Below are 20,049 nucleotides of genomic sequence, written 5' to 3' on the forward strand. Positions count from 1 at the left end.
GCCCGGGTGTGCCGCCGGGACGGTCAGCGCAGCGGCTGGTCCTTGGTCTCCTTCAGGGCGAAGACGTAGACGAGCGTCGAGATCAGGGCCAGCGCCGACATGTACCAGGGGAAGGCCCCGGGGTTTCCGGCGTCGATGAACGCGGTCCCGATGAGCGGAGCCGTACCGCCGAAGAGGGCGACCGTGAGCGAGTACGGGAAGCCCGCGCCCGCGGCCCGCACCCGGGTGGGGAAGAGCTCGGAGTTCACCGCGGCCGAGATCGAGGTGAAGCAGCCCAGGAAGACCATGCCGACGCACTGGATGAGTAGCAGGCTGGCGAAGGTGTTGTCGAGCATGCCCAGGAGCGGCACCGGCAGCAGGGTGAAGCCGACGCCGAAGGTGATCAGCAGGGGCTTGCGGCCGATCCGGTCCGACAGCATGCCGAGCAGCGGCTGCAGGATCATGAAGAAGACGAGCGAGATCGTGCCGACGAGCTGCGCTTCGGTCTTGGAGAAGTCGACGGTGATGTTTGCGTAGGTGGGCAGGAACGTGGTCCACGTGTAGTAGGCCACGGTGCCGGCGACGGTGATGCCGACGATGAGGGCGGCCTGCTTGGGGTAGTTGCGCAGGAAGTCGAAGAGCTTGGGCTGGGCGACCTTGCCCTCCTGGATCTCCTGGGCGACCTGCGAGGTCTCGTCGGCGCCCTTGCGGATCCACAGGCCCACGAGGCTGAGCACGGCGCCGATCACGAAGGGGACGCGCCAGCCCCAGCCGTTCATGTCGGATTCGGCCAGCATGACGCCCAGCCCGGCGGCCAGGCCCAAGGCGAGGAGCTGGCCGATGGTCGTGCTGACGTACTGGAAGCTGGAGAACAGGCCGCGGCGGCCGGGCCCCGCCGACTCCACGAGGAAGGTGGTGGCGGCGGCGAACTCACCGCCGACCGACAGGCCCTGGATGAGGCGGGCGAGCGTGAGGATGATCGGGGCGAGGACGCCCGCAGCCTCATAGGTAGGAGTGATCGCGAGCATGAGCGAGCCGACGCCCATCAGCACGATGGTGAAGGTCATCGCGGCCTTGCGGCCGAAACGGTCGGCGAACGAGCCGACCAGCAGGCCGCCGAGCGGCCGCATGAAGAACCCGACCGCGAAGACCCCGTACGTGGCCAGCAGGGGCACGAGGGAGGCGTCCGCGCTCTTGGGGAAGACCTGGACGGAGAAATATGCGGCCAAGGCGGCATAGGCGTACCAGTCGTACCACTCCACCACGTTGCCGATGCTGGCTGCCATGAGCTGGCGGACACGGCTTCTGGGGATGCCGAGCGGCGACTCAGTCGCAGGTGAGGTTGCCACCAGGGGCTCCTTTGCTTACAGGTGAGGTGGTGCCCTACTGTGCAAGTGGACGACCGAAATAGTCAAACATCCAGAGATTTATTTACAAACCCGACATAGAAACGGTTCTCAATGGACGTTCTCGACCGGCGCCTGATCGCGGCCCTGCAGGTCAGCCCGCGCGCGTCCTGGGGTGAGATCGGCCGGGTGATCGGTGAGCACGAGCGCACGGTCGCGCGCCGGCTCCAGCGCGTCATCAACGAGGGCATGGTCCGCGTCACCGCGATCTACGACGACCTGCGCACCGGCCACGGCCGTCCGGTCCATCTGCACGTCCAGGTGCAGCCCGGCGCGTCGGCCAAGGTGGCGGCGGCGCTGAGTGAGCGCGGCGACACCCGTTCGGTCTACTCCCTCACCGGCGAGGCGGATCTCGGCTGCGAGCTGGTCGCCCCGAGCAGGGACATGCTGCACGACATCGTCTCCTCCGAGGTCACCGAGATCAGCGGCGTCCTGCAGACGCGCACCCAGGTCGTCCTGCACACGTTCACCACCGTGGCCGAGTGGCACGCGCCGTTCCTCACCCCCGAGGAGGTCGCCGAGCTGAGTCCCGTCTACAGCGCCGGGCCGCTGCCCGACCAGGACGGGCTCTCCCCGCTGGAGAAGGAGATCGCCGAGCTGCTGGTCGCCGACGGCCGGGCCGCGTTCACCGCGATCGCCGAGCGGCTGGACGTCTCGCTGCCGACCGCCCGCCGCCGGGTCGCCTCGCTGCTCGACCGCAGGCTCCTGCTCCTGCGCGCCGAGATCGAGCCGGCGCTGCTCGGCCTGGAGGTCGAGGCGCAGATCTGGCTGAAGGTCCGCCCGCACGGGCTCGACCAGGTCGGCCTGACGCTGGCCGCGCATCCGGACGTGCGCTACTGCGCCGCCACCTCGGGTACCCACTCGGTCATCGTCCAGGTGGTCGCGGCACACGAGGCCGACCTTTACCGTTTCCTCACGAACGTCGTCGGCCCGATCGACGACGTCACCGACGTCAACGTCACGCTCATCACCCGCGCCCACAAGCGCGGGCACCTCCGCAAGTCCGGTCTGCTCACATTGGAGAGAACATGACGCCCGCTGAGAAGGAAGTAGCCGACCTGTGCGTGGAGCTCATCCGCGTCGACAGCAGCAACTACGGTGACGGCACCGGTCCCGGCGAGCGGGCCGCCGCCGAAGTGGTCATGGCCAGGCTGGACGAGGTCGGCATCGAGTCCACCTACATCGAGAGCGAGCCGGGCCGGGGCAACGTCGTCACCCGGGTGGAGGGCAGCGACTCCAGCCTGCCCGCGCTGCTGGTCCACGGTCACCTGGACGTCGTGCCGGCCAACGCCGCCGACTGGTCGGTCGACCCGTTCGCCGGCGAGGTGCGCGACGGCTACATCTGGGGCCGTGGCGCGGTGGACATGAAGGACATGGACGCCATGATGCTGGCCGTACTGCGGCAGATGAAGCGTGAGGGCAAGAAGCCCAAGCGGGACATCGTCTTCGCGTGGGTGGCCGACGAGGAGGCCGGCGGCGTCTACGGCGCCAAGCATCTGACCGCCCACCACCCCGAGCTGTTCGAGGGCGTCACCGAGTCGATCAGCGAGGTCGGCGGCTACTCGCTGGAGGTCGACCCGTCGCTGCGGCTCTACCTGATCGAGACGGCCCAGAAGGGCCTGGCCTGGATGAAGCTGATCGCCGACGGCACCGCCGGGCACGGCTCCATGCTCAACTCCGACAACGCCGTCACCGAGGTGGCCAAGGCCGTCGCCAGGATCGGCGCCCACGAGTGGCCGATCACGCTGACGCCGACCGTGCGGACGTTCCTCACCGAGGTGGCCGACGCCTTCCAGATCCCGTTCGACCCGGCCGACCCGCAGAACGTGCTGGACAAGATCGGGCCGCTGGTCCGCTTCGTCGGCGCGACGCTGAGCCACACCTCCAACCCGACCCAGCTCGGCGCCGGCTACAAGTCGAACGTGATCCCCGGCCAGGCCACCGCCGTGGTCGACGGGCGCTTCCTGCCCGGCCACGAGGAGGACTTCTTCAAGACCGTCGACTCGCTGATCGGCGAGAAGGTACGCCGCGAGTTCGTGCACCACGACATCGCGCTGGAGACCACGTTCGACGGGGCGCTGGTCGAGTCGATGATCGCGGCGCTCAAGGCCGAGGACCCGACGGCGCGGGCGGTGCCGTACTGCATGTCGGGCGGGACCGACAACAAGACGTTCTTCGCCGACCTGAACATCCGGGGCTTCGGGTTCGTGCCGCTGCGGCTGCCGAAGGACATGGACTTCGCCGCGATGTTCCACGGCGTGGACGAGCGGGTGCCGGTCGAGGCCCTGCAGTTCGGTGTGAGGGTGCTCGACAGGCTGCTCCTAAACTACTGAGGTGAGCAACGACGCCTACACCCTGGCACAGGACGCCGCCGCCGCGCTGAAGGGCGCGGCGGGCGTCGACACCTTCGACGTGGCCCTCGTGATGGGCTCCGGCTGGGTTCCCGCCGCCGACGCGCTCGGACAGACCGTCACCGAGGTGGCCTTCACCGACCTGCCCGGTTTCGCGCCACCCGCGGTGGCCGGGCACGGCGGCAAGATCCGGGTCGTCCGCACCGACGCCGGACGCCACGCGCTGGTCCTGCTCGGGCGCACGCACCTCTACGAGGGCCGCCCGGTCGACAAGGTGGTCCACGGCATCCGCACGGTGGCCGCGGCCGGGGTGAGGGCGGTCGTGCTCACCAACGCCGCGGGCGGCCTGCGGCCCGAGACGCAGAACGTCGGCGACCCGGTCCTGATCAGCGACCACATCAACATGACCGGCGCCAACCCGCTGACCGGCACGACCTTCCTCGACCTGACCGAGGTCTACAGCAAGCGGCTGCGCGCGCTGGTCCGCGAGATCGACCCGGCCATCGCCGAGGGCGTCTACGTCGCCTTCCGCGGCCCGACGTACGAGACGCCCGCCGAGATCCGCATGCTGCGCACGCTGGGCGGCGACCTGATCGGCATGTCCACCGTCCTGGAGGCGATCACCGCCCGCGAGGCCGGTCTTGAGGTGCTCGGCGTCTCCCTCGTCACCAACCCCGGGGCGGGCCTGGCCGGCGAGCCGCTCAACCACGAAGAGGTGCTCCAGGTCGGCAAGGCCACCGCCGCGCGCATGGGCGGTCTGCTGGCCAAGGTGGTCGACCGGGTATGAGCGACCTGCTGAAGCAGGCCCGCGCGTGGCTGGCCCAGGACCCCGACCCCGACACCCGCGCCGAGCTCTCCGACCTCATCGAGCGCGCCGACCTCGACACGCTGACGGCCCGCTTCGGCGCCAAACTCGAGTTCGGTACGGCCGGCCTGCGCGGCGAACTGGGCGCCGGCCCCAACCGCATGAACCGGGTCACGGTCATGCGCGCGGCCGCCGGCCTGGCCGCGGTGCTGGGTCCCGGCAAGCACGTGGTGATCGGCTACGACGCCCGCTACAAGTCCGACGTGTTCGCCCGTGACACCGCCGCGGTGCTGACCGGCGCGGGCATCCACGCCTCGCTGCTGCCCCGGCCGCTGCCGACGCCGGTGCTGGCCTTCGCCGTACGCCACCTGGACGCCGACGCCGGGGTCACGGTGACGGCCAGCCACAACCCGCCCAGGGACAACGGCTACAAGGTCTACTGGAACGACGGCTCCCAGATCGTGCCTCCCGTCGACGGGCAGATCTCCACCGCGATCGACGCGGTGGGCCGGGTGGACGGGCTGCCGCTGGGCGCGCCGTACGAGGAGAGGGGGCTCGACGGAGCCCCCGGGACCTTCACCGAGCTGGGCGAGGACCTGCTCGACGACTACATCGAGGCGGTGACCGCGCTGCCGCTGGGCACGGCGCGGGCGCTGAAGGTGGCGTACACGCCGCTGCACGGCGTGGGCGCCGGCACGCTGACCGGGGCGTTCCTGGCGGCGGGGTTCGCCAGCCCGATGGCGGTCGAGGAGCAGCGCAACCCCGACCCGGCCTTCCCGACCGTCGCCTTCCCCAACCCGGAGGAGCCGGGGGCGATGGACCTGGCGCTGGCGCTGGCCGCCAAGGTCGGCGCGGACCTCGTGCTGGCCAACGACCCCGACGCCGACCGGTGCGCGGCGGGCCTGCCGGTGGGCGACGGCTCGTGGCGGATGCTGACCGGTGACGAGGTGGGCGCGCTGCTCGGCGAGTACGTGATCGCCAACACCACCGGCGACCGGCTGGTGGCGACCACGATCGTGTCCTCCACGCTGCTCGGCAAGATCGCCGCGGCGCACGGGGTGCGGTACACCGAGACGCTGACCGGCTTCAAGTGGATCATGCGGGCCGGAGAGGGCCTGGTCTATGGCTATGAGGAGGCGCTGGGTTATAGCGTCGGCTCCGATGCCGGACTGCCTGTTCACGACAAGGACGGGATCGGGGCGGCGCTGACCGTGGCCGCGATCGCGGCGGAGGCCAAGCGGGCCGGGCGCACTCTCCTGGACCTGCTGGACGACCAGGCCAGGCGCTACGGCCTGCACGCCACCTCACAGCTGTCGGTGCGCGTGGACGACCTGTCGCTGATCTCCGGCGCGATGGCGCGGCTGCGCGCCGAGCCCGCGAAGGAGCTCGGCGGGCGCGTGGTCGAAGGCATCGACGACCTGGCCAAGGGCGAGGGCGGGCTGCCGCCGACCGACGGGCTGCGCTATCGGCTGGCTGACGGGGCGCGGGTGGTGGTGCGCCCCTCCGGCACCGAGCCCAAGCTCAAGTGCTACCTCGAAGTGGTGGTGCCGGTCGAGGACGAGGTGGCGGCGGCCAGGACCAAGGCAGCCGCTGGGCTGGCCGCCCTGGCCGCCGACCTCAAGGTCACGCTGGGTCTTTGAGCCTGAACTGCAGCTCGATCTCCCACTTGTTCATGTCGGGCTGCTCTGCCGGGTTGGTGTGGTAGATCTCCAGGCGCGAACCCCAGTGCTCGCCGTCGGCCTCCTCGGTCATGTCGAAGACGAGGCCAGGCGTGTTGCGCAGCTTCTCGATGACCGGGAAGAGCTGGTCGGGGTGGCCGACCTGGCGGACGCTGGCGTAGCGGCCGGCGGGGAGGGTGGCGGCGACGATGTCGCCCTCCCCCTCGACCGGCCCGGCCACCGGCACGCCCGCCTCGACGTCCAGGTCGCCCTCCATGTCGATGACGTGGAAGCGGAAGAACGGCGCGCCCTCCATGGCCACGCCCTTCGCGACCAGCCAGCCGTAGATCTCCGGGATGCGGTCGGCGACCACGCCGAACGTGGTCAGGGTGATGGTCTTGCGGACGGCCACGTAGTGCCGCTCGGGGAATTCGATGATGTCCATGCTCTTACTTACGGTCGGGACCCCCGAAACTCATCGGCAGGTCGTACAACGGGAACAGATTCGGGTCGAGATACGTGGTCGTACCCCTGATCAGGCCGCCTGACGTCTCCAGGATCACGATCGCGAACGCCTCGCCGTTCAGATACTGGCCGAACGTGTTCGCGCCCGCCCGCACCAGCTTGCTGCCCCGGCAGCCTTCCCCGCCCGAGGCGACCAGCACCGCGCGCATGGCCTCGCGGCCCGCCAGCCACCAGGCGAACGGCGGCATCGACTCGACGGCGTCCTCGTGGGTGAGGGCGACCAGCGTGTCCACGTCGAAACGTTCGAACGCGTCCACGTAACGGGCCAGCAGATCCTCGTCCACCTCCAGGCGCGGCTCGGCCGTGGCGGGCAGGGTCGCCCTGGCCCGCTGGAGCGCGCTGTTGACCGCGGCCACGCTGGTCTCCAGCAGGTCAGCCACCTCGGCGGCCGACCAGGCCAGCACGTCGCGCAGGATCAGGACCGCCCGTTGCCTGGGCGGGAGGTGCTGGAGCGCGGCCACGAAGGCCAGCCGTACCGACTCGCGGGAGATGGCCAGCTCGGCCGGGTCCATGAGCTGGTCGGGCATCGGGTAGACCCAGCGCTCGTACGGGATCGGCACGCCCAGGTCGGCGCCGGGCTCGGCGGCCGGGCCCAGGTCCATGGCGCGGGCCCGGCGCCGGGCGCTGCGCAGCATGTCGACGCAGACGTTGGTGGCGATGCCGTACAGCCAGGGGCGCAGCGCGCCGCGCTCGGGGTCGAACGTCTTCCAGGCCCTGGTCAGGGTCTCCTGGACGGCGTCCTCTGCCTCGAAGCCTGAGCCGAGCATGCGGTAGCAGTACCCGGCCAGCTCCTTGCGGTGGCGCTCCAGCTCGATCACGTCACCTCGATCTGCAGCTCGGTGACCCATTCGTCGCGGTTGTCCGGGCAGTGGAGTGAGACCTCGCGCGACAGGCTCAGGGCGCGGTAGCCGTTGTCCTCGATCCAGTGGGCCAGAGCCTGCATGGTCGGGCCGACGTTCTCCATCGAGCCGGTGTGGATGATCGTGGCGGCGGTCTCGATGCCGGGCAGGTTCAGGAAGTCGACGTCGGCGCCCTCGGAGACCCCCACCTCGACGGCGGCGTGGACCATCACGGTGCCGTCGTCCTGCTGGAGGTAGTAGGCGCAGCCCGGCCCGGTGATCTTGATGCCCGCCTCGTGGAGGCGCTTCATCAGCTCGGCGTAGAGCGGCTGGATGACCGGACCGATGTCCTCGCCGTCGTAACTGGCCGCCCGGCCGCTGAGCTCGGCGACCCGCAAAGGGGCGACCTTCTTGAGCACGACCTCGTCGGTGCGCATGTGCCCTTCCCTCTCTATCGTGCGGAGCCTCGCCTCCACCCCGCGCAACCTGGCCAGATCGGCGCTGATCTGCTCCTCTATCTGGGCGCGGCGCAGGCGTACCATGCCGTGCAGCTCTTCCGTGCTCACCTTGTCGTCGAGGATCGCGCCCACCTGCTCCAGCGTGAAACCGAGGTCCTTGATCGCGACGATCCGGTTGAGCCTGGACAGCTGGGCTGCCTGGTAGGAGCGGTAGCCGGTGGCCGGGTCCACGTGCGCGGGCCTGAGCAGCCCGATCGCGTCGTAGTGGCGCAACATGCGCACCGACACCAGCCCCAGCCTGGCGAAGTCTCCGATGCTGAACATGACGCCCCCAGATGTAGCCCCTCACACGGTGTCAGGGTCAACACTACGATGCCCGCATGCCCCGAACCTCCCTGTTCGTCGTGATCCTGCTGCTCACGGGGTGCGGGGCCGCGCCACCGTCGTCGTCACCCCCGTCCTCGTCACCCCCGCGCTCGGCCTCTCCATCCGTGCCCTCGGCCTCCCCGTCCGGGCCGTCGGCCTCCCCGTCCGGGCCCGCGCGGGCGACGGGCGCGCGGCCCGATGACGTCGACGGTGACGGCTTCTCCGACCTGGCCTTCCAGCTCGACACGGCCGACCCCGCACGCCTGGTCATCGTGTACGGCTCCCGCCGCGGCCTCGGCCCGGGGCGGCGTACCGTGCTGGGCAGGTTCGTCCCGTGGCTCATCGACGGCGGCCTCCACGCCGACCTCGACCGCGACGGCTACGGTGACGTGCTCGCCTTCGGCGCGCCGGAGGGCCAGGACCGGCCGATGCTGCCCAGCGTGTTCTGGGGCGGCCCGGCCGGGATCCCGGCGGACGCGCTGCCCACCCCGATCCGGCCCCCGGTCGCCGGCGACGCCGGAACACACCGCGCGATCACCGGCGACTTCGACGGCGACGGCGCCGCCGACATCGCCATGGCCTTGCCAGGCGAAACCCCCTCCGACCTTGGCCCGAACCCCAGCTCTTCCGGTCCGGGGCTGGGGTTGTTGTTCGGGCCGTTCGATCGGGCGGGGACGCCGGCTCGGCGGACGGTCCGGGCGTCTCCCACCGGGGAGGAGTTCTGGCACATGACGGCCGACCGGATCGGCGGGTGGCCGAGCGGGCTGGTGGCCTTCGAGGGTGACGACGGCGAGCAGCGGTCCGGCTGGCTGCTCGCCGGTCGCCGCGGTGGGCCCGCCGCGCAGGCACGCAAGCTCACGCCCGGCATGGCGGCGGCCTTCGGCGACTTCGACGGTGACGGGGTCAGGGATCTGGCCGCCGGTGACGACGGCTCGCGTAACAACGAGCCGGGCGACGAGACCGAGCCGCCCGAGGTGGACCGCACGCTGACCGTCTACTACGGCGACGGGCGGGAGCGCCGGTTCAAGGGCGCCAACGGCCAGGCGATCGCGGCCGACCTGAACGGCGACGGCCACGACGACCTGATCTTCGGCCGGGCCGACGGCGGCTCTCTCCCACGGGTGCACTGGGGCGGTCCCGACGGCCTGGGCCCCGGGCAACCGCTCCCCGGCGCAACAGGCACCCCGCTGACCAGCGGCGACTATGACGGGGACGGCGACGGCGAGGCGGTCCTCATGCACGAGGGCAGGATCCAGGTGACCGACGGCAAGCGGATCGTGGCCTCCTTCGACGCCACCTGAGCACTCAGGCCCGGCCGCCCTGCCTCCTGCGCGTACGGCGGAGCAGTACCAGAAAGAACGGCCCGCCCATCAACGCCGTCAGCACCCCGATCGGCAGCTCCGCCGGCGGACCGACGGTCCTGGCGACCAGGTCGGCCAGGACCAGCACGCACCCTCCGGCCAGCGCGGAGGCGGGCAGCAGGACCCGGTGACCGGGACCGGCGACCAGCCTGATCAGGTGGGGCACCACCAGGCCGACGAACGAGATGGCTCCGGCCGCCGCCAGCGCGGCGCCCTTGCCGGGCTCGCGCACGGCCTCGGCCACCTGCTCGATCTTGCCGGGCACCTCGTCGACCGAGGCGGCGCCGGTGGGCACCAGGACGATCCGCATCCCGGCCCCCTTCAACTGCTCGATCACCGGGGGCGGCCCGGCGTCCTCGGTGCCGACGAGCACACTGGGCTTGAGCGACAGGATGCCCTCGGCCGCCAGCGCCCGCTGGTAGCCGATCCGCGCCTTGCCCTTGGCCTCCGGCAGTCCCATCGCGGACAGGTCCACGCCGACGACCTTGTCGGCCAGGCCGAGCTTGAAGACGATCTCGGCGACGTCGCCGGTGAGCGGGACGATGCGCGCGGACGGCGTGGCGGCCGAGGTGGCGGGGGCGGCCGCGGAGCCTTGCGCGTTTCCGCAGCCCGCGAGCGCGATCACCGCCACTCCGAGTAGTGCCACAAGTCCGCGCTTCACGATTTTCCACTCTATGGTTAGGTAAGCCTTACCTAATCAGATGGCTCGAGGAGGTCAAGAATGGCACTGGTTACCGATCGTTCGGTCGGCTAGGCTCCTACCAAACGTTCGGTAGGAGACATGGATACAGGACTACGCATCAGAACCGCCGCGATGCGGCTCTTCGCCGGCCAGGGCTACGCGGCGACGAGCATCAGAGACCTCGCGCGGGCCGTCGACATGACCAACGCCGGCATCTACCACCACGTGGCCAGCAAGGAGGCCCTGCTCGCCGACCTCATGCGGCTGAGCCAGCTCGGCCTCATCGACGCCACCGACCGCCAGCTCGCGAACCTGCGCGACCCCGCCGAGCGCCTGGCCGCGCTCATCACCTCGCTCACCGCCATCCACGCGCTCAACCCGATGACCACCCGCGTCATGGACGGCGAACTGCGCTCGCTCACCACCGGCTCCAGCCCCCGCGACGAGATCATCGCCCTGCGCGACCTCTACGAGCAGCGCTGGAAGAGCGCCCTGGCCGACGGAGTCCAGCAAGGCGCCTTCCACGTCGCCGACCAGAAGCTGACCAGGCTCGCCCTGATGTCCATGTGCACCGGCACCAGCGAGTGGTACCGCCCCGACGGCGAGTCCACGCTGGAGCAGGTGTGCGCCGAGTTCGTGGCGATCGGGCTGGCCGCGGTCCGTTCGCCCGCCCAGGTGACCATGCGGCTTGATCTCACCCTGCTGCCCGAATACCCATGGGAGCCCCATGACGATCCCCGCGTTGCTCCGGCAGGCCGCACGACTCCATAAGGACCGCCCGTTCCTGATCTTTCCCGACCGCACGCTCGGGTTCGCCGAGGTCGACGAGCGCACCGACCAGCTCGCGGGCGCCCTGGCCGACCATGGCGTACGGCCCGGCGACCGCGTGGCCATCATGCTCGACAACGTCCCCGGCTGGCCCATCGGCTGGCTGGCCGCGCTGAAGGCCGGAGCGATCACGGTCCCGGTCAACGCCCGCTACCGCTCGGCCGATCTGGCCCACGTGCTGCGCGACTCCGGCGCGGTGGTGGCGCTGACCTCGCCGGACTACGCCCCGTTCATCCGCGAAGTCGGCGTGCCGGTGCTGGAGGAGCGCGCGGGCAAGGCGCCGGAGGTGTCGATCGATCCTTGGGACATCGCCACCTTCTCCTACACCTCGGGCACCACCGGCTTCCCGAAGGCGTGCATGCTGCCCCACGACTACTGGACGCGTACCGCGGAGATCATGGCCGAGCACGTGGGCTTCCGTGAGGACGACGTGGTCATGGTGGCGCAGCCGTTCTCCTACATGGATCCGCAGTGGATGGCGCTCATGTGCCTGGTGGCCGGGGTGCCGCTCGTGGTGCTGCCGCGTTTTTCCGCCTCCGGGTTCTGGCCGGCCGCCCGCCGCCACGGGGCCACGGTCACGTACGTGCTGGGCACGATGCCGACGCTGCTGTTCAAGCAGCCGCCGCACGAGCTCGACCGGGACAACAGGATGCGGCTGGTGATGTGCTCCGGCATCCCGGCCAAGCTGCACGCCGCGCTGGAGGAGCGCTGGGACGCGCCCTGGCGGGAGCTGTACGGTTCCACCGAGAGCGGCTCCGACCTGCTCGTCCGCCCGGACGACGAGCGTACGGTCGGCACCGGCGCCATGGGCTGCGCGCCGCCGGGCAAGGAGGTCAAGGTCCTGGCCGAGGACGGGCAGCCGGGCGAGATCGTGGTGCGCGGCACGCCGATGATGCGCGGCTACTGGAACCACCCCGACGCCACCGCCCACGCCTTCCGCGACGGCTGGTTCCACACCGGCGACCTGGGCTTCCGCGACGAGCACGGCTACATCCACCACGCCGGACGACTGAAGGACATGGTACGGCGGGGCGGCGAGAACATCTCCTGCGCCGAGGTCGAGACCGTCCTGGCCCAGCACCCGGCGGTCCGGGCGGCAGCGCTGGTCCCGGTCCCCGACGACCTGTGGGGCGAGCTGCCCAAGGCGTTCATCCAGCTCAACCCCGGCCACGACGCGGACCGCACCACGGCCGCCGAGGTCATCGCGCACGCCCGCGAACGGCTGGCCAGGTTCAAGATCCCGGCGTTCGTCGAGTTCGTGACCGGCTTCTCCTACACGCCGTCCCAGCGCATCGAGAAACGCCACCTGCTCCACCCCGAACGCGACCAGCGCGCCGGGTCCATCGCCATCGAGACCCCGAGGGAGACCACATGATCGACGTCAGCACGCGCGGCGAGGTGACGGTGATCACGCTGCGCCGGCCGGAGAAGCTCAACGCCCTCACCTCCGACATGCGGCTACGGCTGGCGGCGGCGGTCCGCGAGCACGGCCACGGCGGTCGCGGCATCGTGGTGACCGGCGAGGGCCGGGCCTTCTGCGCCGGCGAAGACCTGCACGAGGCGGCGGGCAAGTCGCTGCTGGAGGAGGTCGAGACGTTCCACGACCTGACCAGGGCGGTGCTGGAGACGACGGTGCCGGTCGTGGCCGCGGTCAACGGACTGGCCGTGGGCGGCGCCGCCGAGTGGACGCTGTGCTTCGACTCCCGCGTCGGCTCCCCCTCGGCCGGCTACTTCCTCCCGGAGAACGGCATCGGCCTGTCGATCTCCAACGCCTCCAGCCTGCTCCTGCACCGCGTCGTGGGCGGCCGGGCGCTGCGGATGGTGCTCGACTCGGCCCGGCTGGACGCCGGCGAAGCTCTGGCGGCGGGGCTGCTGGACGAGATCGTGGCGCCGGAGTCGCTGGTGGAGTCGGCCGTCGGCCTGGTCGAGCGCTGGACGGAGCCGGGGACGGCGACAGCCGTACACCTGAGGTTGCTGCGGCCCGCGCTTGAGGACGTCGAGCGCGCCTTCGCGCGGGAGACGGAGGCGGCGCGGGAGGTGGAGGAGTCGGGCATCGCCAAGGACGGCATGCGGCGCTTCGCCGCACGCGCCCGCTGAGCGGTCAGGGGACGCCTGCTGAGCGGTCGCGGGACGCCTGCAGCGGTCAGGGGACGATGACGGCGGCCACCACCAGGGCCAGCGCGACGCCGACGACCACCAGGGAGTCGACGGCCCACGTGGTGGTCACCGGGCCCGCCTCCTGCTTGCGGTGGCGGGCCGCCTCGGCGCGCTCGGTGATCTGGTCGCCCACCCAGTCGGCGTGGGTCTTCCCGGCGAACGCCTCCTGCGCCGCCTGCTCGGCCTTGGTCACGGTCGGCTCGGTCCTGAGCCGGCCGCGCCTGGCCGGAGCCAAGCCCCGGCCCTGGGCCTTGGCGCGTTCGCGGGCGGTGGCGGTCGGCGTCCAGAGCCGCACGGACTCCTCGCCGCCGGCCTGGCCGACGGTGATGGCGTGCGAGACCGTCACGTCGCCGACCGACGCCCACGGCATCACGGTCGTGCGGAACGGGTTGCGGACGGTCAGCGCCCGCTCCTGCAGCAGCGTGACCGGGCGCAGCGCGATGAGGTAGATGAGCGCGGTCAGCACGCCCAGCACCGCACCGGCGACCATCGAGGACTTGCCGGAGTAGCGCATGGTCAGGTCGACGGCGTTGGCCGCGACGAACACCACCCACACCCACCCGAGCACATAGGCGAACTTGGAGCGGAAGGCCTGTTTCATGACTGCCACTTGAGCTGCGCGAACCCCGGTTTGATCACACCGTTGATGAGCGCGAGCCGCTCGTCGAAGGGGATGAACGCCGACTTCATCGCGTTCACCGTGAACCACTGCAGGTCATCCCAGCCGTAGCCGAACGCCTCGACCAGCTTGACGAACTCCTCCGAGACGCTGGTGCGGCTCATGAGCCGGTTGTCGGTGTTGACCGTGACCCGGAAGTGGAGGCGGCGCAGCAGCCCGATCGGGTGGTCGGCGATGGAGGCGGCGGCGCCGGTCTGCAGGTTGGAGGTCGGGCACATCTCCAGCGGGATGCGCTTGTCACGCACGTACGCGGCGAGCCGGCCGAGCTTGGCCGAACCGTCGTCGGCCACGGTGATGTCGTCGATGATGCGGACGCCGTGGCCGAGCCGGTCGGCGCCGCACCACTGGATCGCCTGCCAGATCGACGGCAGCCCGAACGCCTCGCCCGCGTGGATGGTGAAGTGCGCGTTCTCCCGCTGCAGATACTCGAACGCGTCCAGGTGACGGGTGGGCGGGTATCCGGCCTCGGCCCCGGCGATGTCGAAGCCGACCACGCCGACGTCGCGGTAGCGCACGGCCAGCTCGGCGATCTCCATCGAACGCGCCTGGTGGCGCATGGCCGTCAGCAGCGTGCCGACCTTGATGCCGCGGCCCTCCGAGCCCTGCCGGAAGCCCTCAAGCACCGCCTCGACGACCTGGTCGAGGCTGAGCCCGGTGGTGGTGTGCTGCTCGGGCGCGTAGCGCACCTCGGCGTAGACGACGCCGTCGGCGGCCAGGTCTTCGGCGCACTCGGCGGCCACCCGGACCAGCGACTCGCGCGACTGCATGACGCCGACCGTGTGGTCGAAGGTCTCCAGGTAGCGCACGAGCGAGCCGGAGTCGGACGCTTCCTGGAACCATTCGCGCAGGTTGGCCGGGTCGTTGGTGGGCAGCCGGTCATAGCCGGACTCGCGGGCCAGATCGACGATCGTCTCGGCCCGCAGACCGCCGTCGAGATGGTCATGGAGCAGGACTTTCGGCGCGCGCCTGATCTCGTCTGGGGTCGGCTGCTGGCTCATCTCGCCATCATAATGTGCCTTGATGGCCATCCTCATCGGACGAGAACACCCCGCCGCGATTCTGCGCGGCGAGGTCGGACGCGCGCTCACCAGCCACGGCTCACTGGTGCTGGTGACCGGCGAGGCGGGCGTCGGCAAGAGCACGCTGGTCGCCGAGGCGGCCGGGCACGCGGTGGCCGCCGGCGCCCAGGTGCTGAGCGCCGCCTGCTGGGAGGGCGAGGGCGCCCCCGGCTACTGGCCGTGGGTGCAGGTCGTGCGCAGGCTGAACCCCGCCGCCGACGTCTTCGAGTCCGCGCGCACCCCCTTCGAGCTCTACGACGCGGTGACCGCCCAGCTCGTCGCCCTCTCCCGCGAGCGGCCCGTGGTGATCGTGCTGGAGGACCTCCACTGGGCCGACGCCGCCTCGCTCAAACTCCTGGAGTTCGTGGTACGGCACGCCTGGTTCGAACGCATCCTGGTGATCGGCACGTACCGGGAGGGCGAGGCGGAGCTGCCACCGGAGCTGAAGGCGACCACGCTGGCCCTGTCCGGCCTCGGCCGCGAGGAGGTCGGCGAGCTGGTCGCCAGGACCACCGGGCTGCGGCCGGACGACGAGTTGGTGACCGAGATCCACCGGCGCACCGGCGGCAACCCGTTCTTCGTCGAGCAGGCGGCCCGGTTGTGGCAGGGCGGCAGCCCGCTGGACACGATCCCGGCCGAGGTGCGCGCGGCGGTGGAACGCCGCCTGTCGCGGTTGTCGGGCGAGGTGCGGGAGACGCTGCGGGCCGCTGCGGTGCTGGGGCGGGAGTTCGCGGACGAGGTGCTGGCCGCGAGCGTGGGGCGGGGCGCGGGGAGTTCGGCGCCGGGCGTGGCGGCGGGTGTTGGGCGGGGGGTGGCCGTGCCGCTCGGGCAGGCGGTGGCGGCCAAGCTGGTCGCGCCCTTGGGAGAGGGGCGGCACGCGTTCGTGCACGATCTGGTGCGCGAGACGCTTTACGCGGAGCTGGACGAGGCGGGCAGGCGGGCCGGGCACGCGGCGGCGCTGGCCGCGCTCGGCTCCACGGCCGCCTACCCGGCTTCGCTGGCCCATCACGCTTATCTGGCCGAGGTGCCTGAGGCGCCCGCCCTTCTGCTGGCCGCCGCCCTGGACGCCGAGGCGCGGCTGGCCGACGAGGAGGCCGTGGGGCACTACCGGCGGGCTTTGGAGCTGGTGCCCGGGGCGGAGCGGGCCCGCCGTACAGGGATCGAGCTCGACCTCGGGCTGACGCTGCAGCGGATCGGCGAGCACGAGGAGGGCGGACGCGCGATCGAGGCGGCCATCGCGGCGGCCCGCGAGCTCGACGACCCCGGCCTGCTCGCCCACGCCGCGCTCAAGCTCTACCACCTCGGCTTCCCCGACTTCGTGCGCGAGGCGCACCGGCGGCTGGTGCGCGGCGAGGCCGCCTCCACGTCCGCTGACGACGTGGGCGAGCAGCTGAGCGGCCTGGCCGCCGACCGGGCCAGGCACGCGGGTGACGATCAGGCGCTGGGGTTCACGTTGCTGGCCCGGTTGTCGGCGATCTGGCGGCCGGGCACGGCCGAGGAGCGGGTCGCGCTGGCGGACGAACTGGCCGAGGTCGCCACCAGGGCCAACGACACCCAGCACCTGCTCCACGCCCTGTCCTGGCGGGCCAGCGCGCTGCTCGAACTCGGCGATCCCGCCCACACCGCCGCCGACCAGGACTTCCTCCGGCAGGCCGAGCGCTCGGGACTGCCGCTGTTCGAGCACGAGGCCATGGTGATCAGGACCAGGCACGCGCTGCTCCAAGGCCGCTTCGACGAGGCCAGGGCGCTGTCGGAGACCACCCGCGAACTCGGCGAGCAGCCCTACGTCAGCGGCGCCGAACTACGCTGGACCCAGATGCTCTCGGCCGCCCTGCTCCAGGGCCGCTTCGACGAGGCCGACGCGCTGCTGGCCGAGATGCGCGCCGCCCGCAGCCCCAACCTGCCCCTCTTCGCCGGCGTCACGGCCGCCGAACGCGGCGACGCCCGCGGCGCGCTCAACCACCTGACCCGGCTCATGGCCGGCGGCGAGGACCTGCTGACCTGGATGGCGCCGCTCTGGCTCCGTTTCCAGGCACAGGCCGCGGCGCTCTCCAAAGACCCCGAACTCTGCCAGAACGCCCGCGAGGCCATCGCCCCCCACCTCGGGCAGTGGGCGGTGACCTCGACCATCGTCGTGGACGGCCCGTTCGAGCACTGGGCCGCGGTGCTCGACGCCGCCCAGGGCCGCTGGCGCGCCGCAGCCGACGGCTTCACCGCCGCCTACCGCGCCGCCGACCGCCTCGGCTCCCGCCCGTGGTCGGTCCTGTCCCGCGCGCACCTGGCCGAGGCCCTCCTCGCCGCCGGCGAGGACCCGGGCGCGCTGCTCGCCGACGTCGCCCGCGAGGCCGAAGAGCTGGGGATGCGGGTACGGCTGCCGCAGCGCGCGGCCAGCGTCTTCCGGCTGGACGGCGACGTGTGGACGCTGACCTTCGCCGGCCGCACCGCCCATCTCCCCGACGCCAAGGGCCTGCGTGACCTGAGGACCCTGATGGGCAGTCCTGGCACCGACATCCCCGCCGTCGAGCTGCTGAACCCGGCGGGCGGGGCCGAGGCGGTGGCCGCCCGGCGCATGGGCGGCGACGCGGTCCTCGACGACGAGGCCAAGGCCCAGTACCGGCGGCGCCTGGAGCTCCTGGACGACGAGATCGACCGGGCCTCCGTGCGCGGGAACGACCAGCAGGTCGCCGCCCTGGACGCCGAACGGCAGGCGCTGCTGTCCGAACTCCGCAAGGCCGTGGGGCTGGGCGGCCGCTCGCGCCGGCTGGGCGACGAGGCGGAGCGGGCCCGCAAGGCCGTCACCAACCGCATCCGCAACACCCTGCGCCAGCTCGACGACCGCCACCCCGACCTGGCCGCCCACCTACGCGCCAGCATCTCCACCGGCGCCACCTGCCGCTACCAACCCCCCGACCCCATCACCTGGACCTGGTAACCCAACACCCCATCCCCGAGAACCCGAGATGCCCGACGCCCGGATCCCCGGAACACCTCGCCTCGGACCCGTCAGCGGCCGGGTCAGCTGTGGGAGTTCTGGGTGGTGGGGTCAGGGGCGGAAGGCGGCGGCGTTTTCCTGGGCCCACTGGGCGAAGGTGCGGGCGGGACGGCCGGTGACTTCTTGGACCGTGGGCAGGATCGTGGAGCCCGCGGCCGGGGGGTTGGTGCCGAGCATGACCGCGAACTCGATGGTCTCCTCGTCCATCCCCCAGGCGGCCATGCGCTCCCGGAGCTGCGCCTCGGTCAGCGGTTCGAAGCGCAGATCGCGCCCGGTGGCCTCGGCGAGCAGCCGTACCCGCTCGGAGGGGGTGGTGAGCTCGGGACCGGTGAGCAGGTACGTGCGGCCCTCGTGCCCGGGGGAGGTCAGGGCGGCGACCGCCACGGCGGCGATGTCGGCCTCGTGCACCAGGGCGCCGGGGTGGTCGCCGAAGACCCGGATCACGCCGTCGGCACGCGCCTCGTCCTGCCAGTCGAAGGCGTTCGCCATGAACTCCACGCCCTGCAACTGGGTCCAGGGCAGCGAGCTCTCGCGCAGGGCCGCCTCGACGCTGCCCTCGTCCCAGCTGCTCAGCACGGAGACGCGTTCGACCCCGGCCTTGGCGGCGAGTTCGACGATCTCCTTGCCGTTGGGCAGCAGCGGCAGGCCCTCGCCGCCCACGGTGATGAGGTGCAGGGCGGTGACGCCGTCGAACGCGGGCGCCAGCGACTCGATGACCTGGAGGTCTCCGGCGGCCACCTCGACGCCCGCGGGGAAGGTGGCGCGGGACGGGTCGCGGGTCAGCGCGCGTACGCGCTCGCCCCGCTCGACCAGCTGGGCGACGATGTGGCGGCCCACGCTGCCGGTGGCGCCGGTCACGAGAATGGTCATGGTGTCCTCCTGGTGAGCAGTTCCGTTCTCACTCAGGGGGCGCTACATCGGATGTAGCGGGCGCTAGTCGCGGTGCGCCGCGTCGGGCGAGAAGGCGGGCAGGCAGACGGCGACGTATTCGGCGCCCTCGGGCCCGCAGCTGTAGCGGACCTTCTCCCCGGCCTCCGTCACGATCGACTGGCCCGCGCGCACCTCGGTGGTGCCTTCCGCGTGCTCGACGAGGACGGTGCCGCGCAGGACCACGGTGTATTCGGTGAACTCGGGCGTCTGGGCGGGCTCGTCCCAGCCGGGCGGCGCCACCATGTGGGCGATCGAGATCGCCTCGTCGCCGCTGTTCACGCGGCCGACATGCTCGTCGATGACCTTGCCGCCGGGCACCGGAATCCGGGTCGCCCCTTCGATCTTTCTGACCACGGAAGTCAGTGTGCCACGTCGATGACCAGCCGGTTGGGCCGGTGCTGCTCGGTGACCTCGTACCCGGCGCGCCGGTCGAGCGCGATGCCCACCCCCACGCGCCCCTCGAAGTCGCCGGTCTTGACCACGCTGCTGACGTTGCCGAGGTCGGCCTGGAAGATCGGGCCGCCGGTCCAGGTGGGCTTGCCCTTGGCGGTGTGCGCGTCGGCCGGGGTGATGATCACCTGCAGGTACGCGCCGCCCTCGACGTCGATCGGCTTGCCGGAGCCGTCCTCGACGAGTTCGTCCACCCAGGTGACCGTATAACCGGGCATCTTCCCCTTGAGGTCGACGACCACGCGGTCGAAGTTCGGGTGGGTGGCGTAGCGGACGCCGGTCACGACGGCGGCCACGCCGCCGGAGCGGTCGACCTCGATCTCCGCGGTGCCGGTGGGGGCGGGCTCCTGCGGGGAGGCGGGCGGCGAGCTGGTGGTGGAAGTGGGCGCGCCGGTGGTGGGCGCGCCGGTCGGAGGACTGGCCGTGGCCGTGGTGCCGCCGGTGCGGGCCGTACCGCATCCACACAGTACGGCGAGGCACAGCAGGGCCGCGAAGCTGCGTGTGGGCCGCATACCCGGTGTATGC

General features: G+C 71.7%; 18 protein-coding genes and 2 pseudogenes. 9 read left to right on the forward strand and 11 right to left on the reverse strand.

The window, feature by feature from the left end; translation table 11 throughout:
* Nucleotides 1-23: 23 nt before the first annotated feature.
* Entirely contained in the window at nucleotides 24-1,328 is a 1,305-nt protein-coding gene (locus HNR40_RS01660) for an MFS transporter (protein WP_312896147.1), read from the reverse strand.
* A 111-nt stretch (nucleotides 1,329-1,439) separates the two neighbouring features.
* Between HNR40_RS01660 and HNR40_RS01665 the strand changes: the two genes are divergently transcribed.
* The 4 genes from HNR40_RS01665 to HNR40_RS01680 are packed head-to-tail and all read left to right on the forward strand — an operon-like array spanning nucleotide 1,440 to nucleotide 6,181.
* Nucleotides 1,440-2,417 carry an Lrp/AsnC family transcriptional regulator gene (locus tag HNR40_RS01665; protein WP_184957864.1) on the forward strand — a complete coding sequence of 326 codons (978 nt, stop codon included), beginning with the start codon at nucleotides 1,440-1,442 and terminating at the stop codon, nucleotides 2,415-2,417.
* Complete coding sequence (locus HNR40_RS01670) at nucleotides 2,414-3,718, forward strand: M20/M25/M40 family metallo-hydrolase (RefSeq protein WP_184957865.1); 1,305 nt, start codon at nucleotides 2,414-2,416, stop codon at nucleotides 3,716-3,718. The genes HNR40_RS01665 and HNR40_RS01670 overlap by 4 nt, the downstream gene beginning before the upstream one ends.
* Nucleotide 3,719: 1 nt before the next feature.
* Entirely contained in the window at nucleotides 3,720-4,523 is an 804-nt protein-coding gene (locus tag HNR40_RS01675; RefSeq protein WP_184957866.1) for a purine-nucleoside phosphorylase, read from the forward strand.
* Nucleotides 4,520-6,181, forward strand: coding sequence for a phospho-sugar mutase (locus tag HNR40_RS01680; RefSeq protein WP_184957867.1), 1,662 nt, complete (start codon nucleotides 4,520-4,522; stop codon nucleotides 6,179-6,181). The genes HNR40_RS01675 and HNR40_RS01680 overlap by 4 nt, the downstream gene beginning before the upstream one ends.
* Here the strand turns inward: HNR40_RS01680 and HNR40_RS01685 are convergent.
* The 3 genes from HNR40_RS01685 to HNR40_RS01695 are packed head-to-tail and all read right to left on the reverse strand — an operon-like array spanning nucleotide 6,165 to nucleotide 8,345.
* A complete protein-coding gene (locus tag HNR40_RS01685; protein WP_184957868.1) occupies nucleotides 6,165-6,644 on the reverse strand; it encodes a GyrI-like domain-containing protein in 480 nt (159 codons plus the stop codon). The two genes, HNR40_RS01680 and HNR40_RS01685, sit on opposite strands and share 17 nt — an antisense overlap.
* 4 nt (nucleotides 6,645-6,648) lie before the next feature.
* A complete protein-coding gene (locus tag HNR40_RS01690) occupies nucleotides 6,649-7,542 on the reverse strand; it encodes an RNA polymerase subunit sigma-70 (protein WP_312896148.1) in 894 nt (297 codons plus the stop codon).
* Nucleotides 7,539-8,345, reverse strand: a complete 807-nt coding sequence (locus HNR40_RS01695) for a MerR family transcriptional regulator (RefSeq protein ID WP_184957870.1) — start codon at nucleotides 8,343-8,345, stop codon at nucleotides 7,539-7,541. Before HNR40_RS01695 ends, HNR40_RS01690 begins: the two co-directional genes overlap by 4 nt.
* A gap of 56 nt (nucleotides 8,346-8,401) precedes the next feature.
* Between HNR40_RS01695 and HNR40_RS01700 the strand changes: the two genes are divergently transcribed.
* Nucleotides 8,402-9,688 carry an FG-GAP repeat domain-containing protein gene (locus HNR40_RS01700; RefSeq protein ID WP_184957871.1) on the forward strand — a complete coding sequence of 429 codons (1,287 nt, stop codon included), beginning with the start codon at nucleotides 8,402-8,404 and terminating at the stop codon, nucleotides 9,686-9,688.
* Between the two features lie 4 nt (nucleotides 9,689-9,692).
* On the opposite strand, the pseudogene HNR40_RS54140 reads toward HNR40_RS01700, so the two are convergent.
* Together HNR40_RS54140 and HNR40_RS54145 are read right to left on the reverse strand one after the other, a co-directional pair.
* Nucleotides 9,693-9,959, reverse strand: a pseudogene (locus HNR40_RS54140) (iron chelate uptake ABC transporter family permease subunit); the annotation flags it as partial.
* A pseudogene (locus HNR40_RS54145) lies at nucleotides 9,960-10,409 on the reverse strand (ABC transporter substrate-binding protein); the annotation flags it as partial.
* A gap of 120 nt (nucleotides 10,410-10,529) precedes the next feature.
* Between HNR40_RS54145 and HNR40_RS01710 the strand changes: the two are divergent.
* Genes HNR40_RS01710 through HNR40_RS01720 form a run of 3 tightly spaced genes read left to right on the forward strand, consistent with a single transcriptional unit; the run spans nucleotide 10,530 to nucleotide 13,355 of the window.
* Nucleotides 10,530-11,201 (forward strand): TetR/AcrR family transcriptional regulator, encoded by a 672-nt coding sequence (locus HNR40_RS01710; protein WP_184957872.1) that lies wholly within the window; start codon nucleotides 10,530-10,532, stop codon nucleotides 11,199-11,201.
* Nucleotides 11,158-12,633 carry a class I adenylate-forming enzyme family protein gene (locus tag HNR40_RS01715; RefSeq protein WP_184957873.1) on the forward strand — a complete coding sequence of 492 codons (1,476 nt, stop codon included), beginning with the start codon at nucleotides 11,158-11,160 and terminating at the stop codon, nucleotides 12,631-12,633. The genes HNR40_RS01710 and HNR40_RS01715 overlap by 44 nt, the downstream gene beginning before the upstream one ends.
* Nucleotides 12,630-13,355 carry an enoyl-CoA hydratase/isomerase family protein gene (locus tag HNR40_RS01720; RefSeq protein ID WP_184957874.1) on the forward strand — a complete coding sequence of 242 codons (726 nt, stop codon included), beginning with the start codon at nucleotides 12,630-12,632 and terminating at the stop codon, nucleotides 13,353-13,355. Before HNR40_RS01715 ends, HNR40_RS01720 begins: the two co-directional genes overlap by 4 nt.
* A gap of 46 nt (nucleotides 13,356-13,401) precedes the next feature.
* Here HNR40_RS01720 and HNR40_RS01725 read toward each other — a convergent pair whose 3' ends face one another.
* Together HNR40_RS01725 and HNR40_RS01730 are read right to left on the reverse strand one after the other, a co-directional pair.
* Nucleotides 13,402-14,016 (reverse strand): PH domain-containing protein, encoded by a 615-nt coding sequence (locus HNR40_RS01725; RefSeq protein ID WP_184957875.1) that lies wholly within the window; start codon nucleotides 14,014-14,016, stop codon nucleotides 13,402-13,404.
* Nucleotides 14,013-15,092, reverse strand: coding sequence for an adenosine deaminase (locus HNR40_RS01730; RefSeq protein WP_184957876.1), 1,080 nt, complete (start codon nucleotides 15,090-15,092; stop codon nucleotides 14,013-14,015). Before HNR40_RS01730 ends, HNR40_RS01725 begins: the two co-directional genes overlap by 4 nt.
* A 22-nt stretch (nucleotides 15,093-15,114) precedes the next feature.
* Here HNR40_RS01730 and HNR40_RS01735 point away from each other — a divergent pair, with 22 nt between their 5' ends.
* Complete coding sequence (locus HNR40_RS01735; protein ID WP_184957877.1) at nucleotides 15,115-18,084, forward strand: ATP-binding protein; 2,970 nt, start codon at nucleotides 15,115-15,117, stop codon at nucleotides 18,082-18,084.
* Nucleotides 18,085-18,195: 111 nt separating this feature from the next.
* On the opposite strand, the gene HNR40_RS01740 is transcribed toward HNR40_RS01735, so the two are convergent.
* From HNR40_RS01740 to HNR40_RS01750, 3 genes are all read right to left on the reverse strand, one after another.
* On the reverse strand, nucleotides 18,196-19,014 hold the full coding sequence (locus tag HNR40_RS01740; protein WP_184957878.1) for an NAD(P)H-binding protein: 819 nt from the start codon (nucleotides 19,012-19,014) through the stop codon (nucleotides 18,196-18,198).
* Nucleotides 19,015-19,077: 63 nt separating this feature from the next.
* Nucleotides 19,078-19,428 carry a cupin domain-containing protein gene (locus HNR40_RS01745; protein WP_184957879.1) on the reverse strand — a complete coding sequence of 117 codons (351 nt, stop codon included), beginning with the start codon at nucleotides 19,426-19,428 and terminating at the stop codon, nucleotides 19,078-19,080.
* 5 nt (nucleotides 19,429-19,433) lie between these two features.
* Nucleotides 19,434-20,036 carry an AMIN-like domain-containing (lipo)protein gene (locus tag HNR40_RS01750; RefSeq protein WP_184957880.1) on the reverse strand — a complete coding sequence of 201 codons (603 nt, stop codon included), beginning with the start codon at nucleotides 20,034-20,036 and terminating at the stop codon, nucleotides 19,434-19,436.
* Nucleotides 20,037-20,049: the final 13 nt, after the last annotated feature.

This window comes from Nonomuraea endophytica, assembly GCF_014203235.1.
In the GTDB taxonomy this organism is placed as follows: Bacteria; Actinomycetota; Actinomycetes; order Streptosporangiales; family Streptosporangiaceae; genus Nonomuraea; species Nonomuraea endophytica.

What these genes read in the sequence shown, in the direction of transcription:
- HNR40_RS01665 (WP_184957864.1), top strand. Translation starts at nt 1,440, where the DNA reads ATGGACGTTCTCGACCGGCGCCTGATCGCGGCCCTGCAGGTCAGCCCG.
- HNR40_RS01670 (WP_184957865.1), top strand. Translation starts at nt 2,414, where the DNA reads ATGACGCCCGCTGAGAAGGAAGTAGCCGACCTGTGCGTGGAGCTCATC.
- HNR40_RS01680 (WP_184957867.1), top strand. Translation starts at nt 4,520, where the DNA reads ATGAGCGACCTGCTGAAGCAGGCCCGCGCGTGGCTGGCCCAGGACCCC.
- HNR40_RS01685 (WP_184957868.1), bottom strand. Translation starts at nt 6,644, where the DNA reads ATGGACATCATCGAATTCCCCGAGCGGCACTACGTGGCCGTCCGCAAG.
- HNR40_RS01695 (WP_184957870.1), bottom strand. Translation starts at nt 8,345, where the DNA reads ATGTTCAGCATCGGAGACTTCGCCAGGCTGGGGCTGGTGTCGGTGCGC.
- HNR40_RS01700 (WP_184957871.1), top strand. Translation starts at nt 8,402, where the DNA reads ATGCCCCGAACCTCCCTGTTCGTCGTGATCCTGCTGCTCACGGGGTGC.
- HNR40_RS01710 (WP_184957872.1), top strand. Translation starts at nt 10,530, where the DNA reads ATGGATACAGGACTACGCATCAGAACCGCCGCGATGCGGCTCTTCGCC.
- HNR40_RS01715 (WP_184957873.1), top strand. Translation starts at nt 11,158, where the DNA reads ATGACGATCCCCGCGTTGCTCCGGCAGGCCGCACGACTCCATAAGGAC.
- HNR40_RS01720 (WP_184957874.1), top strand. Translation starts at nt 12,630, where the DNA reads ATGATCGACGTCAGCACGCGCGGCGAGGTGACGGTGATCACGCTGCGC.
- HNR40_RS01725 (WP_184957875.1), bottom strand. Translation starts at nt 14,016, where the DNA reads ATGAAACAGGCCTTCCGCTCCAAGTTCGCCTATGTGCTCGGGTGGGTG.
- HNR40_RS01730 (WP_184957876.1), bottom strand. Translation starts at nt 15,092, where the DNA reads ATGAGCCAGCAGCCGACCCCAGACGAGATCAGGCGCGCGCCGAAAGTC.
- HNR40_RS01735 (WP_184957877.1), top strand. Translation starts at nt 15,115, where the DNA reads ATGGCCATCCTCATCGGACGAGAACACCCCGCCGCGATTCTGCGCGGC.
- HNR40_RS01740 (WP_184957878.1), bottom strand. Translation starts at nt 19,014, where the DNA reads ATGACCATTCTCGTGACCGGCGCCACCGGCAGCGTGGGCCGCCACATC.
- HNR40_RS01750 (WP_184957880.1), bottom strand. Translation starts at nt 20,036, where the DNA reads ATGCGGCCCACACGCAGCTTCGCGGCCCTGCTGTGCCTCGCCGTACTG.